This window comes from Verrucomicrobiia bacterium (assembly GCA_035946615.1).
GTDB lineage: Bacteria > Verrucomicrobiota > Verrucomicrobiia > Limisphaerales > UBA8199 > DASYZB01.
On sequence record DASYZB010000050.1, the window covers coordinates 27,762 to 42,166 of the forward strand.

Annotated in this window: 11 protein-coding genes; 7 read left to right on the forward strand and 4 right to left on the reverse strand. The window is 56.6% G+C overall.

The window, feature by feature from the left end; translation table 11 throughout:
* Nucleotides 1-15 precede the first annotated feature (15 nt).
* From VG146_08280 to VG146_08295, 4 genes are all read left to right on the forward strand, one after another.
* Nucleotides 16-1,185, forward strand: a complete 1,170-nt coding sequence (locus VG146_08280) for a hypothetical protein (protein HEV2392346.1) — start codon at nucleotides 16-18, stop codon at nucleotides 1,183-1,185.
* 136 nt (nucleotides 1,186-1,321) lie between these two features.
* Complete coding sequence (locus tag VG146_08285; GenBank protein HEV2392347.1) at nucleotides 1,322-3,799, forward strand: PSD1 and planctomycete cytochrome C domain-containing protein; 2,478 nt, start codon at nucleotides 1,322-1,324, stop codon at nucleotides 3,797-3,799.
* 8 nt (nucleotides 3,800-3,807) lie between these two features.
* Nucleotides 3,808-5,256, forward strand: coding sequence for a DUF1501 domain-containing protein (locus tag VG146_08290; GenBank protein ID HEV2392348.1), 1,449 nt, complete (start codon nucleotides 3,808-3,810; stop codon nucleotides 5,254-5,256).
* A gap of 416 nt (nucleotides 5,257-5,672) precedes the next feature.
* The gene (locus VG146_08295; GenBank protein HEV2392349.1) at nucleotides 5,673-5,921 is read left to right on the forward strand and encodes a hypothetical protein; all 249 of its coding nucleotides are present in this window, start codon (nucleotides 5,673-5,675) and stop codon (nucleotides 5,919-5,921) included.
* 126 nt (nucleotides 5,922-6,047) lie between these two features.
* On the opposite strand, the gene VG146_08300 is transcribed toward VG146_08295, so the two are convergent.
* Nucleotides 6,048-7,754, reverse strand: a complete 1,707-nt coding sequence (locus tag VG146_08300; protein HEV2392350.1) for a c-type cytochrome — start codon at nucleotides 7,752-7,754, stop codon at nucleotides 6,048-6,050.
* Between the two features lie 264 nt (nucleotides 7,755-8,018).
* Here VG146_08300 and VG146_08305 point away from each other — a divergent pair, with 264 nt between their 5' ends.
* The 3 genes from VG146_08305 (at nucleotide 8,019) to VG146_08315 (ending at nucleotide 10,332) form a co-directional block, all read left to right on the forward strand.
* Nucleotides 8,019-8,969, forward strand: coding sequence for a chromate resistance protein ChrB domain-containing protein (locus tag VG146_08305; protein ID HEV2392351.1), 951 nt, complete (start codon nucleotides 8,019-8,021; stop codon nucleotides 8,967-8,969).
* A gap of 271 nt (nucleotides 8,970-9,240) precedes the next feature.
* Nucleotides 9,241-10,119, forward strand: a complete 879-nt coding sequence (locus VG146_08310) for a c-type cytochrome domain-containing protein (protein ID HEV2392352.1) — start codon at nucleotides 9,241-9,243, stop codon at nucleotides 10,117-10,119.
* Nucleotides 10,120-10,188: 69 nt separating this feature from the next.
* On the forward strand, nucleotides 10,189-10,332 hold the full coding sequence (locus tag VG146_08315; GenBank protein ID HEV2392353.1) for a hypothetical protein: 144 nt from the start codon (nucleotides 10,189-10,191) through the stop codon (nucleotides 10,330-10,332).
* Between the two features lie 234 nt (nucleotides 10,333-10,566).
* Here the strand turns inward: VG146_08315 and VG146_08320 are convergent, their stop codons facing one another.
* From VG146_08320 to VG146_08330, 3 genes are all read right to left on the reverse strand, one after another.
* Nucleotides 10,567-11,982: a TIGR03118 family protein gene (locus VG146_08320; protein HEV2392354.1), complete on the reverse strand. Its 1,416-nt coding sequence runs from the start codon at nucleotides 11,980-11,982 to the stop codon at nucleotides 10,567-10,569.
* Nucleotides 11,983-12,227: 245 nt separating this feature from the next.
* The gene (locus tag VG146_08325; protein HEV2392355.1) at nucleotides 12,228-13,442 is read right to left on the reverse strand and encodes a hypothetical protein; all 1,215 of its coding nucleotides are present in this window, start codon (nucleotides 13,440-13,442) and stop codon (nucleotides 12,228-12,230) included.
* Nucleotides 13,443-13,451: 9 nt separating this feature from the next.
* Entirely contained in the window at nucleotides 13,452-14,114 is a 663-nt protein-coding gene (locus VG146_08330; GenBank protein HEV2392356.1) for a carboxypeptidase regulatory-like domain-containing protein, read from the reverse strand.
* Nucleotides 14,115-14,405: the final 291 nt, after the last annotated feature.

Sequence of the window (14,405 nt, forward strand, 5' to 3'; positions counted from 1 at the left end):
CGACAGGAACGAATCATGAAAAGGATATCTTTCTGCCTGCTGGTTGCTCTTGCCCTTGCTTCTTTGCCTCTCCTTGGCGCTGAGACTGCGCAACTGCGGCTCTATTGTGTTTCGGTCGCCGTCCACGAGGGGACCAACCAGTACGGCGACACGGTCACCCTCAACAGCATGGGCGGACTCCCATCCGGCGCGGATGAGTTGTACCCTTCCCGGGTGCCGGGCGAAGAAATAACCCTGCCGGGCACCGAGTACTACGCCAGCGGCATGTGGATTTATGACAGCACACTTCTGTACGCCTCTTCGGGCTCAATTTTTTTGACCGTGCCTGCGGACAGCGACGTGAACAGCAATCGCTTCCCCGATTTCTTTGAAGTTGCCTTGGGAGTGACGAACCAGGTCACTACAGGGTCCTACGTTTATACTGATGCTACGGATTTTAATGAATATGACGGCAGTATCAACACTACCTGGTATCGGCCTGCCGGTTCGAAAAGCGGATATTGCATTATGACCTTTAACGACAGCGTCCTGGGCGCTTATTGGGGCACATTCATTTCGACGTTCGATATCCTCGAATATACCGGCGCCCTCTCGTACATCCCGGGAACCAACGTGGTCACTGGGACCGTTACCCTCAGCCAAACCAGCTCGAACAACACATTTCAAGGGGCCGTCGAGTTTGATAAAACCGACACCAACCATTTCAACGCCCTTGTTATCCAACCCGGCATCTGGAACGCCATGATTGGCGGCAACCAGCAAAGCCTCAATTTCACCAACCATTATTTTTATCGTGACCCTAATTACCCAACCAATTACGCCGGATACGTCGAGTTCGACGATGACGGGACCCAAAACTCAGCCTATCCCTATGCGGTTTGGGTGCTCTCGATTACGGACACAAATGACGCCAATCTGAACGGGATTCCCGATTTTAGCGATGACCCTCAAAACGCCATTTCTCTCCCACGGCCACCGCAGCTTTCACTGGCAATCGGCGCCAATAACTTGATGCTGACCATCCATGGGGACGTGGGCCACGTCCACCAGGTGCAGGAAGCCACTGCGCTCATGCCTGCCATCTGGCAAACGGTTCAATCCGTGACGCTGACCAATGATCCCCAGGTTGTGCCAGTACCCGTGCCAAGCGTGCCCGCGACGTTTTTGCGGGTAGTGGCACAATAGGGCAGGGCTAGGTTTCTACTCTCTTTGCGTTCGTTGTGTTCTTTTGCGGCTAAGGTTCCTTTCAGTGGCGAGGCCTAAAACCCCCTGCTTGACCTATTAGACCAGCCGAAGGAGATTATTAGCCGTTCGTTACTCCATGAGAAACAGGCCCGTCGCATTCAGTTACCTGCGAAAAGCGGCAGCGGGCTGCCGCATTCCAAGGGGCTGTCGCGGCATGCAGCGCCCCTGGCCAAACCCGGGATTCTGGCCTCGTGCAGGGCTTGCGATTGTTCTGAGTTGCCGGTTGGGTGTCGCGGCGCCCTCCCCAGCGGCTTCCTTGAAGGTCGATTATGACCGCGAGGTCCGCCCGATCCTGAGCCAAAACTGCTATAAATGCCACGGACCGGACGACGCGGCCAGGAAAGCCAATCTCCGTTTTGATTTGCGCGGGGTAGCTTTGCAGCCGGCAAAATCGGGGTTGACGCCGATTGTTCCCGGCGCCCCGGACAAAAGCGAGCTGGTGGCCCGCCTTACCGCTCTCGATCCGAAACGGCACATGCCACCGCCAGACTCGGGCAAAAAGCTCAATGCCGCCCAGGTTGAGACGCTGCGCTCATGGGTTGCCCAAGGCGCTCCTTACGCGATGCACTGGGCTTACGTTAAGCCCACGCGTCCGGCCCTGCCTGAAGTGATGGACAAAACCTGGCCACGCAACCCGGTTGACCGCTTCATCCTCGCCCGGATCGAGCAGCAAGGGCTCAAGCCCAGCCCGCCTGCGGACCGGGCGACCCTGATTCGGCGGGTCTCGCTGGACCTCACTGGCCTGCCGCCCACACCCGGGGAAATGGAGGCGTTCATAAACGATAAGAGGCCAGGCGCTTACGAGCGGCTTGTGGACCGCCTGCTGGCAAGCAGCGCCTACGGCGAACATTGGGCGCGCATGTGGCTGGACCTGGCGCGCTATGCCGATTCAGCCGGTTATGCCGACGACCCGCCCCGAGTCATCTGGGCTTACCGCGATTACGTCATTAAATCATTCAATTGCAATAAGCCTTTTGACCAGTTCAGCATCGAGCAGATTGCCGGCGACCTGCTGCCTGACGCGACCGAAGAGGACCAAATTGCCACGGCGTTCCATCGGAACACGATGACCAATCATGAAGGGGGCCCCGACCGTGAGGAATTCCGCAACGCCGCCATTGTAGATCGCGTCAACACCACCATGGCGGTCTGGATGGCCACCTCGATGGCCTGCGCCCAGTGTCATCACCATAAGTTTGATCCCATCTCGCAACAGGAGTACTTCCGGCTCTTTGCCATCTTCAATAATACCGAGGATGCCGACCGGAGCGATGAGGTCCCCGTGCTGGAGCTCCCCACACCCGAGCAAAAGCAAGAGCAGGCGAAACTGAGAAGCGAACTCGCGCAGCTCGAGAAAGAACTCGGAATTACGCTGGATGACCCAGGGACCAATCAGGTTCCGGCGGACCTCAAACCCAAGCAGGAACGGCTGGCGCAGCTCAGGAAGCAATTGGCGGATATTAGGCCCAATACCGTGCCGATTATGCGCGAGTTGACCGGAGATAAGCGGCGCCAAACCCACGTGCAAATCCGAGGGAATTTCCGCGCAACTGCCGAGGAAGTAACACCCGGCGTTCCAGCCGTTTTTCCTCCGTTGCCCAAAGGCGCCGCACCCGACCGTCTGGGTCTTGCCCGCTGGCTGGTGGATGAAGACAACCCGCTGACTGGACGCGTGATTGCAAACCGATTCTGGGAACAGATTTTTGGGACGGGCATCGCGCGAACGAGCGAGGATTTCGGCTCACAGGGGGACCTGCCCACGCACCCGGAGTTGCTCGATTGGCTGGCGACGGAACTGCTGGCCCAGAAGTGGGACATCAAGGCCTTCTTAAGGCTGCTGGTCACCTCGGCTACTTATTGCCAGTCATCGCGCGTTACACCGGAATTGCTTGAACGCGACCCGGATAATCTGTTGCTGGCGCGTGGACCGCGTTTCCGGCTAACGGCGGAGGAAGTGCGGGACCAGGCCTTGTTTGCCAGCGGCTTGCTCAGCCGCAAGATGTACGGGCCGCCGGTTCGTCCGCCCAGCCCCTCCTTGGGTCTGAGCGCGGCTTTTGGCGGCTCATTGGATTGGAGCACCAGCGAGGGGGAGGATCGGTATCGGCGGGCCATTTACATCGATTGGCGTCGCACCAGTCTTTATCCCTCGTTGGCCACCTTTGATGCCCCGAGCCGGGAAATCTGTGCTTTGCGCCGTCCCCGCAGCAACACGCCTTTGCAGGCCCTGGTCACCTTAAACGATCCGGTTTATATCGAGGCGGCCCAGGCCCTGGCCCGGCGCATGGCCCAGGCGCCCGGCTCTGTCGCGGCCAAAGCCGGCTATGGCTTTCGATTGTGCCTGGCCAGACAGCCACACCAATCCGAGCTTGGCAAGCTGACCGCATTCTTTGATGAATCTCGCGCCGATTATGCCCGAACGCCGCAGAAGGCCCAAACAATCGCCACTAAACCCCTGGGACCAGCCCCGGAAGGCATTCCCATTGCAGAACTGGCCGCTTGGACCGTTGTGGCTAACGTGCTATTAAACTTGGATGAGACCCTGATGAAACCTTGAATTAATTTATGGACCCGGGATTCGAAACCATTCAGCAGGTCACCAGGCGAAATTTCCTCCGAAGCACTGGTCATTTTTGTTTGGGAGCCATTGCATTTGCCAGTCTGCTCGAACACGAGGCCGAGGGGGCGAATGCTCCCAACCCGCTCGCTCCAAAAGCTCCTCAATACGCGCCAAAGGTCAAACGAGTCATTTACCTGCACATGTCGGGCGGACCACCGCACCTGGATTTATTCGATTACAAACCAGAGTTGGTGAAATGGAACGACAAGCCCTGCCCGGACGAGTACCTCAAGGGACGGCGTTTTGCCTTCACCACCGGCGTCCCAAAGCTTATGGGAACACCCCGCCAATTCTCGCAGCATGGGCGCAGCGGGATTTGGATGTCTGACGCCATCCCGCGCCTGCATGAGGTCGCTGACGAACTCTGCGTCATCCGTTCGCTCAATAGCGACCAGTTCAATCACACACCCGCCGAACTCTTACTTTTTACCGGTTCGCCCCGCCAAGGCCGCCCTTCAATGGGGTCCTGGGTCACTTACGGTTTGGGAACCGAGAACGAGAATCTGCCCGGGTTCGTGGTCCTCATTTCGAGCGGGACTCAACCCAGTGCCGGTCCGGCCGCCTGGGGCAGCGGGTTTCTGCCTTCGGTCTTTCAGGGAGTGCAATGCCGTTCCAAGGGGGACCCCGTCCTGTACGTATCGGACCCCCCGGGCATGGACCGGTCGATGCGGCGCAAGACCTTGGATTTGTTACGCGATTTAAACGAAGAACAGGCCCGCGACCTGGGCCACCCGGAAACCATCACCCGCATCGCTCAGTATGAGCTGGCTTACCGGATGCAGATTTCCGTCCCGGAAGTGATGGATATCTCACGCGAACCCAAGGAGATGCTCGAGACCTACGGCGCCAGGCCCGGCGAGGCCAGCTTCGCCAATAACTGTCTGCTCGCGCGCAGGCTGCTGGAACAAGGCGTGCGCTTTGTGCAGTTGTTCGATTGGGGCTGGGACTTTCACGGGGTGAGCGAAAGCGAGGATATCCGGGATGGTTTGACCAAGAAATGCGCGCGAACGGACCGGCCAGTGTCGGCGCTCATCCGGGACCTGCGCCAGAGAGGGTTGCTGGATGAAACCTTGATTGTTTGGGGCGGCGAGTTTGGCCGCACCCCGTTCCGGGAAGGGCGCACTTCGACGGGACACATTCTCGGGCGCGATCATTATCCGGATTGCTTTACCATTTTCCTGGCCGGCGGCGGCATTAAACGGGGCATCACTTTCGGTGAAACGGATGAACTCGGATTCGCCGTTACCAAAGACAAGGTAACAGTGCACGATCTCCAGGCAACCATCCTTCACCTGCTCGGCTTCAACCACGAGCGCCTCACTTACCGGTACGAAGGACGCGATTTCCGCCTGACGGATGTCGAAGGCCAAATTGTCAGGGGCATTTTAACGTGAGACGGCGTCATTAGATTCGAAGCCAGTATGGTGACTGTCATTTTCCTGGTGTGCGCAGCCCCTGCCAAATCGTGGAAAGCGCAAGCGAGTGAAGCCAGAACCCGCACTCAAGTGTTTATCAGTCCTGGGGCAGACACTTGCTGGTGACCACTGGGAAACTTTTCGGCCTTTCAGCACTCATACAAAGGGCAGTAGCGGCCAACTTTGCAAGGTTGTGATTTGGTTGCGTAAACTGCATAAATAGGCGCCGCACGCCGATTTGCTGTGTAATTGGTCACGAACAGAAAACAACCGTCATACCTGGTCTGAAAGCTGGCTTCTGGCCGAGCGATTCTGGAACAGCAATGACCTGAGAATTTGAACATGGCTCAATCCGAAAAAAGGCATGCGCCGGCCCGCAGGCAGGGGGAGAGGGCATGACGCGGAGAGATGCAAAGGAGGTTCTGCTGTTGTATCGGCCTGGGTCCACGGACGCGGAAGACCCCCAAATTGCCGAAGCGATTGAATTTGCCCGGAATGACCCCGAATTAGGCGGTTGGTTTGAGCGACACCAGCTTTTCCAAGAGGCGATCCAGGCGAGTTTCCGCCGCATCGAACCACCTCCCCACCTCAAGCTGGCCCTGCTTGCTCACCGAAAGGGCCGCTTACCGCCGCCTGTGTTCTAGCCAGTGTCGGTCGCGTACCGACCGCGAGCAGGACAACAGAGGATACACCTTACGCGCGCACCGGCCCGGATGAAGCGGATTCGGCCAAATGTCCTTTATTGCGTTCCGAAAGTGAAGAGTTTCGATTCATTGGCCGATGCGCCACGGTGAACGATCCGCCCATGTCTTCAGAGCAGCCGTAGCCCACATTGTCGTTTTGTCAGAATGACAGTTGTTGCACGCATTTGGAATGTGGAGAGCTTCGGTCATGGCGGGATAAACAAAGCGAAAGGTATGACTGCGGACATTCACGTCGGCGATAGTCTGCGCGATCTTCGGCATATGGCACGCGATACACTCGCTGCCTGCGCTGTCCGCCTTATGATGTGTATGCTGCTCGATTGTGGCGGCGTGAGGCCCATTGGGAGAATTAGGGCCGTGGCAATCGAGGCAAAGAACGCGGGCTGACTTTCGCAGATTCGCGCTATTCCCGGTGCCGTGCACGTCGTGGCAGGTGAAACATGTAACCCCATGCGTATACATCAGGCTCGTGACGAAGTCGTTGCCCTGCATACGATTCTTGTGCGCGGTTCCGTCACCGAAATGGGTAAATGATGTGTCTCCGAGCTTGTGGTCTTCTAATTTCCAGAAGTCGCTCAGCTTCCGCGTCACGTCGTAACCCACGGGCCAATCATAATACTTTCCCGCTATTGGATTCTCCAACGCTCGGCCCTGGGAATGGCATTGGATGCAAACATCGTTGGCTGGAACGTAGCCTTGGCGGGCCGGATTGACTATATTGGAACTGGTCGGATGCTGCACATGGTCGCTCCCCGGCCCGTGACACTTTTCGCAACCCACATTCCATTCTGTCACTGTCTTGGTTTTGATGTCATAATTCACTGAGTGACAGCCGTCGCAAAGCGCGCTGGTCGGACGCCTAAAATTATCAGGCGGATATAAGGGCGCCCACCAGTCCTCTTTGACAAAGTAGGGGCGCCATTGGTGATGCGTGACGTCCCATTGCGCGGGCAACACATAGTAGTCGTCGCCGATCTTCTTGAAATATCTCTGTTTCCACTTGCTGCCGTAAACAAAGGCAATGTCGGCGGCCGTAAAACTCACCAACGGGTCCTTGGTTGAGAGATCGGGAATGATTGCGTCCGGATGCTCTCGCGGGTTACGCACGATATTGGCCATGGGTGTTGTGCGCCAGGTTTCGTAAATGCTGGCGTGACATTTTCTGCACGCAGCCGAGCCGACGTAATGAGCGGTGCGCGTGGTAAATCCGTGTTCGTCAGTTGGCGCAGTCGCATCCGCCGTAACAGTTTCGGGCAGAGCGCGAATATAGGCGACCAACTGCCAAATCTGTTGCTCCGTCAATTGCCACCCGGGCATGCCGGTGTTGCGAACGCCATTGCGAATAAAATAAAAGAGTTCGCCATCCGTCCGTTTGCGCCTCACAAGAGCAACGTGACGCAGATCAAGCGGCGGCGGGTACAATCCACCACTGGCAACAGTTTTCCCGCCGCCATCAAAGCCGTGGCAAACTTCGCAATGTTTTTGATATAATCCCTGCCCGGCAGCCGTATCCGGACCGGTGGCGCTTTCATTGAGCGGATTCCTGCGGGACTTTTCTTGGTTGGGAATACTGAAGTTCACCAACCCCTGTGCCAGGGCAGTTTCGAGGGCCGAGGGGGTTTGGCGGGCCCTCAAACCGCCCGTAACGATGTAGTGATATAGGGCGACAACGCCTAAAATGCAAAGGACGGCAAAGGCAACAAGGCCAAGAGCCGGACGCTTTCGGGATGTCCGGAGGTCAGAATTGGCATCGACTTTATTCGAATCGCTCACTTTAGTTGAATCGCGCCGCCGAACACTGGCGGCGGTTGCGCCGCTCCTGCTATCTTGATAGCCTACTTCCAAATGATCGGTCCCAACAAATGGATTCTCTTGCTTTTTGGACTGACCGAAAAGCTATTATCCGGAGGATCGAGCCCAATGCAGTCTTTGACATTTGGGCATATTTCAGCTCGAATTTCTGAACGGAAAATAGACGCGTGAAATTCCTGGTTGTGGTGAACTCTTTGCCGATCATCTTTGCGTAATACATATTACATGACAAAACGATTGTTTCAAACACAAACTTCGCAGTGGCTGCTCCTGCTCTATGCGCTGCCGGCTTCGCGCAATAGCCAACGCGTGAACCTGTGGCGCAAGCTCAAGACATTCGGCGCGGTCCAGCTTAAGACCTCAGGCTACGTCTTGCCCGACGACCCAGCACAATACGAGCGGTGTCAGTGGCTATCGAAGCAGGTTCGTGACGCGGGCGGCGAAGCAACTCTGGTTCGAGTGGGGGAGATCGACGGGATCTCGGACCTTGAGGTCAGAGGGATGTTCAACCAGGCCCGCACCCAAGAGTATAAGGAGTTGGCTGTGGCGAGCCGCGCCACGCTGGTCTGGCACAAGAAGGGAGCCGAGGCCAAGTTCTCAGCGGAGTTGGAAAAGTGTCAACGGCGTTTCAGACAGATTCGCGCCATCGACTATTTCAACTCGCCCGGGGTGCACGATGCCCAGGTAGCGCTTGAACGGGTCAAGAAGGCTCTGGCTCCAAGAAAAAGGAGCGAGGTCGGGCGGAAGTTGGATTCAAGCGCCTTTGTCGGCAAGACCTGGCTGACTCGCCCACGGCCTGGTATTGATCGCGCCGGCTCGGCGTGGCTCATTCGCCGATTTATCGATGACAAAGCCAGATTTGTCTTTGGTATGGACCCGGCAGAGCACCCCAAAGCGCTCCCCTTCGATATGGCCGATGTGGATTTCTCCCATCATGGAGAGGATTGTACATTCGAGACGCTGGTGAAGCGCTTTGGGATTGTGGACCGAGCCGTGCTCAGAATGGCCGAAATGGTTCATGACGCGGACCTGGAGGACGAAAAGTTCCACAGCAACGAGTGCATTGGCATCAATTGCGTGCTGAACGGCTGGGCACACACTGGAATCCCTGATGGCAAATTGCTGGATAGAGGCATGGACTGTTTTGAAGGGCTTTATCGGAATCTGCGCAAATGAGATTCATGAAATAGATTGAAATAGATTACACGCGAAAGAGTGACCGGGTAGCCTGCCCTAGTTCTGCGGCATGTCCTTTATCGCGTTCCGAAATCGGACCAACCATTCCGATTTCGCACCATGCGGTATCTTTTTTGACCCGCGGCAGCTCAAATGGGGTTGGAGTTTGGGCGCCGTTATTATGGCACGCGTGGTGCTAAAGCCTGTTCATGAAACAATTACGCGGTTTCGCCCCACGTGAGCGAGCACCGCGCACCAGGAAAGCTTCCATTTGAGGCACGACCCAAGCAACCTGCTGTTGTTCCTGGGCCACTTCCATCCGCTGCTGGTGCATCTGCCCATCGGCGGTTTGGTGCTGCTGGGAGTTTTGGAACTGGTGAGCATTTTCACTCGCTGGAAAGACGCGGCGCAAAACAGCCGATGGATCCTGGGCTTTGTTTGCGGAACAGTTTTGGTCTCCGCCGCGAGTGGCTGGATGTTGGGGCATGCCAGTGGCTACGATCGGCACCTGCTGGACTGGCATCGGCGGCTGGGATTTGCCTTAAGCGCAGCATGCCTGATAACCTTCCTGCTACGGCAATGGCAGCGGATTTGGTCTTATCGCATTGCGCTGTTTGCAACACTTGGGCTGCTCGCCGTTACGGGTCATCTGGGCGGCTCGATTACCCACGGACGGGGTTTTCTTACCCGCTATGCTCCCGGGCCTCTGCGAGCGTTACTGGGCGAACCGAGGGTTCGGGAAGCTGCAAGGCCCAGCGCCTCATTTACCAGGCAGCCTGTTTTCGCGGGCATTATCGAACCGATTCTGCAAGAACGCTGCGTGGCCTGCCACCGAGGGGAAAAGCACAAGGCGGACCTGCGACTGGATAGTTTGGAAGGTTTGCTGCGAGGCGGTCAGGATGGTACTGTAATCAAACCCGGCCAAGCCAAGGCCAGCCTGGCGGTTCAGCGCATGTTATTGCCTTTGGACGCAGATGATCACATGCCTCCTCAAGACCAGCCGCAACCGACGGCCCAGGAGATTGCGTTGATCGAGTGGTGGATCAACGCAGGCGCGCCCGCCACTGAAGATATTCACGACCTGCAACCCAAGCCGGAAATCCTACGCCTCCTGGAGGTCGTTTCAAAGCAGCCCGAGTTAGCAAGGTAATCGCGAAGAATCCACTCGAACGATGAAGATGGCTTTCATAGGCCAGATGTTTGTCAGCCAAAATTCATTGTGAGTATCGGATGGCGCCACAGCCCGTATAACGCGCTGGCGAATTGGTACGGGGCGAGCCGGACACTCAAGAAAGGCCACTCGAATTTTTCTCATAAATTCAATTCCTGGTTCGACTATAATTATGATGTCATTAAGCGTTAGAGCCATTCCATGAGTCTTGCTCTTGGGGCTGGCGGTAACGGTTGGGGTTGCGGATGTGATTTCAGCGTGCCACCCGTGAAGCTGAAGGTATAATTGCCACCGACAGACGCTCCTCATCCTGCAGACCAAAAGTGGCGCCGAAGGATTCGACCGCCGGTCGCAGATTGAATTGATGCATCGTTTCCGCTCCCGCCCGTTTCTATCGTGCCCGTGTGGCGAACTGAACCAGGTAGTTCAATGCGCTGCGGGAAAATGGGTGTTCAACGGGCGCAGGTAGCCCATAAGCCCATCGGCCTCCGCATTCGGGCCCGAGGAGAAGTAGAGTCGCGGGAGGGGGACATTGAATGAGTCTTCCCAGGATGAGCGCTGAAAGCTCAAACCCCACAGCCCATCAACGACGACATCGTTGCCACTGGTATCCTTGAGGTACCCCAGCCATTTGCCCGTCAGGAGATTATAGGCGCTGATTTTACCGTCGCCAAAATTGCCGACCAACAGGGCGTTGCTGAATTCGCCGAAGTTCGCCGGCGCCACGGCCAGGCCCCAAGGCGAATTGAGCGCGCCCTGGGATGTGAACCGCCGCAGGAGCGTGCCGTCCGTATCGAAGAGGTCCAGAAAGCCGTTGCCCGGACCGGCTGCATCGTCGTGGGCGTCCGGCAGTTTTTGGAGTGCGAAGCTGACCAGGAGGTAGCCCTGGACGTTGCGGATGTTGAATGGAGCAAAATTGGGCGGCAGATTCGAATCGGTAAACGAGGAGACATATTGGAAACTGGAATCGAAGACGTCCACAACGCCCACATGGAAATTGGCGGCATAGATTTGAGGATTGCCGTTCATGTCGCGCGCGATGTCGAGACCTTTATAGACGGCGCCGGAGGCCGAGTTATCCACGGCGATGACGGCATTGGAACCGTTGATCTGGTGGTTCCAGGCGATGATGGCGCCGTCTTCAGTGGACATGAGGAACTGGCTGGGGGCCTGGTGTCCGGCATTGTTGACGACGAAGGCGGAGGTATCATTGAGGACAAGGCCGGAAGGGGCAGAGGTGCCGCCGCCAGGCGCGGGAATTTGGATATCAAAGCTATAGAGCTGGCCAATGGGGCCATACACGGTCGTGATGCCCGTGCCATTGTCGTTGATGACGATCAGGTCCGGGCCGGCGACCAGCCCCCAGGGATTGACAAGCCGCGCGTCGGTGCGGAAGGCATTGCCGGCCATATCGGCGACCAGCTTGCCTTCAACGTAGCCGCTCGCTGTACTTACCGGGGGAGGGTTATTTGTAGGAGGCGGCGGGGTAGGAGGCGCTTGCACGGTGACCGATGCGGTCATGAACGGGTGCACGGTGCAATGGTATGGAAAGTTGCCGCTCAAGTTGAAGGTGTGGCTGAAGCCGGCGCCGGCGCCGAGAATGCCCGAGTCCCATAATCCGCCGTCGCTGGTGCTCGAGTGAGGGGCCTGGTTGGCCGAACTGAAGTTCCAGGTGACCTCATCGTTTTGATTGATGGTCACGCTCGCCGGAGTGAAGGCGAAATCAACGACGCTGACGTTCACGGTGGCCGCATGCAGGCAAGGCGGCACGTTGAGGAGGCCGCAAACTGCCAGTGATAATCCTAATGAGAAGACTGCGCGCAGCGGTGTTTTGGTGTTCATACGTTCATCATCGGAAATGTTTATTAGCGTTTTGGAGGGCAGAGCGCGAACCCGGCCCTTTTCACTGAGATGCGCCGGGGAGGGGTCGGGTTCCCCGAAATCCAAATAATCACGAATTGCTTAAGGCCGTTAAGCACCACGTTTGGTAGGGTTACTTCACATTGCAGGGAGCCGTCAGAAAGAAAATGTGGCAGTGCCGCATCGAGTCCGAGTTGATAAGGAGTGAGCCGAACTCGCGCCGTGGATTAAAACTTCAGAGTGACTTGGGCGGCTAACAATTGTTCTCCTTGCTGCAGGGAGGTGTTGCGGTGACCGAAGCTGTACTGGACTTTGCTTTGGAGATGCCGATTGAAACGATAGCCCAGGGCCAAATCAATCCGGAGCATATCGTTATCCCACGGTTCCTGTCCGCCGGCGCCATTGTTAACTGTCCCATAGAGCTCCTGGTTCCAGCGTGCCGCCGCGTAGAGTCCCGAGTTGATCTTGTATTTGAGCTCCAAATAATAGGCCAGCAAATCGGCATTCCCGATGTTGGGCACCTCGAAGCGAGTCAGGAAGACCTCGCCCCACCATTCCCAGTGATGGTGGGCGTAACTGAGGTCATAGCCAAAGGTGAATTGGTTATAGTCACCGATGCCTTTGCCTGGCGGCAATGCGTCCGCGGCTTCAGGCGAAAGATAAGGGCCGATGCTGAAGGACATTCCTTGGTTCCACGCCGGATTTGGCCGGAACCCCAAACGCCCGCTGAGGGTGGGGTATTGCCATAAAGAATCGCCCAACTCCCATGAATACGGGTGCGATGAAATGGATGCGTTTTTGATATCGAATGCATAATCGATTTTCCCAACAACGCCCAAAAGTCCCCAGCCCGTTGCATAAACCGGCCCCCAAATTGCAGGAATCCACTCGTCTTTCATATCGGGCAAGTGGCGCCGGGCGAGGAAGTCTGCGGGAGAGACTGGAGGGTATTCATCCGAAATGGTTGTGATATTTTCGTAAGGCAGTGGAGCCGTAATCAGCGGGTTCTGCCAGGAATCGTGTCGCTTTACCCAACTCCCCACCACAGTGGCAAACTTGCCGAACTGGAAACTGATCCTGCTGTCGCTGCCCGGTGTCCAGCGCAGCAGGTATTCATCGGCGCGCGCGTCGAAGTCCTTCTCGCCCGGGTCGAACCCACGGTCCAATCGCACCTGCACAAAGGAGTACAAGTGGGGGCCCAGGCTTGTATCCAGGAAGAGGCTGAGCCTGGGATTGAAGAAGCTTTCGTTCTCAAAGAGCAATCCAGGGGGCCTCTGGTCCACGTAATAGCCTTCCAAATCCAACAGGCCTGTTAAATCCGATTGGAAGAAACCGTTTGGGCTCTTGAGACTCAAAGAATCCTGCAGCACATCCAACCAGGATTGGGCTCGAGCAGTGGCTCCGAAGACGATCAGCCATAAAAGCAGGGCAGCCCCCTTCATAAATTGTCTTTACTTCGACTGGAAATCCACATGCAGCCTCTGGTCGGGCTCGAGCGTCACAGGTTTCTTAAAAATGTGCTTTTCGTCAATCCATGCATTCAGCATGAAATTGCCTGGAGGCAGATTCTCTAATCTGTAAAGGCCGTTGGTTTGGGTGCGCGTAAAATAGGGGGTGTCCAGGACCAGGATGACTCCTCGCATGTAATGGTGGATTTCGCAGTACAACTTCACCACGCCGGGTTTATCGAAGATGATTGTCGGGGGCGGGCGGTCATCCTTGCGATAGCGTCCCAGATCGAAACGCTTTGGCTTGGAGTACGAAAATACGTTGTGATAGAAATCATCCTCATTGGGAAAGGCCACAGTCGTTCCGACCTGGATTGGCAGCACGGCAGGGTGGAACTGCATTCCCAGTTGGAACACCTGGTTGGTAACGAATGCGGGGCTTGTACTGGCCGTTGGGAATGCGCCCTCGAGATAAACCACTGCCACCGGCGGGTCTGGCGGGGCCACTTGGCCTATTTGGCCCTCATAGTGCGGGGGTGGCTCCATCGCCGGCTGCGGCTTGGGCAAAGTGACCTTCCCCTCAATGAGGGATTGGCCGTGGGTCTGGCCCGCACAGGCCAGGACAAGGGCGGACCATAATACTTTAAACGCGACGCGGTGCTTCACGACCAAAGAAATACAACTGGACGGCTGGGAAATAATAGAAAAAAAGCGGTTTAGAGTCTGTTTTAGAATTCCGTGGGGTCCTGTTCTCGAGCAAACGCTGGATGGCGAGGCGGGACTGAGCGAGCATCCCCGCACGAAACCGGTTTTTTCCACTGGCATCCCACAAGCGACAAAATTCGAGCGTGAACCTTCGGTTTTCCGAAGGATCTGAAGAACCTACGGCGGGTCGACTTTAAGAATTTCAGCTCATTTTCCGCAACGGTAGAGATTGCGCTGGCTGGGTGCGTTTGG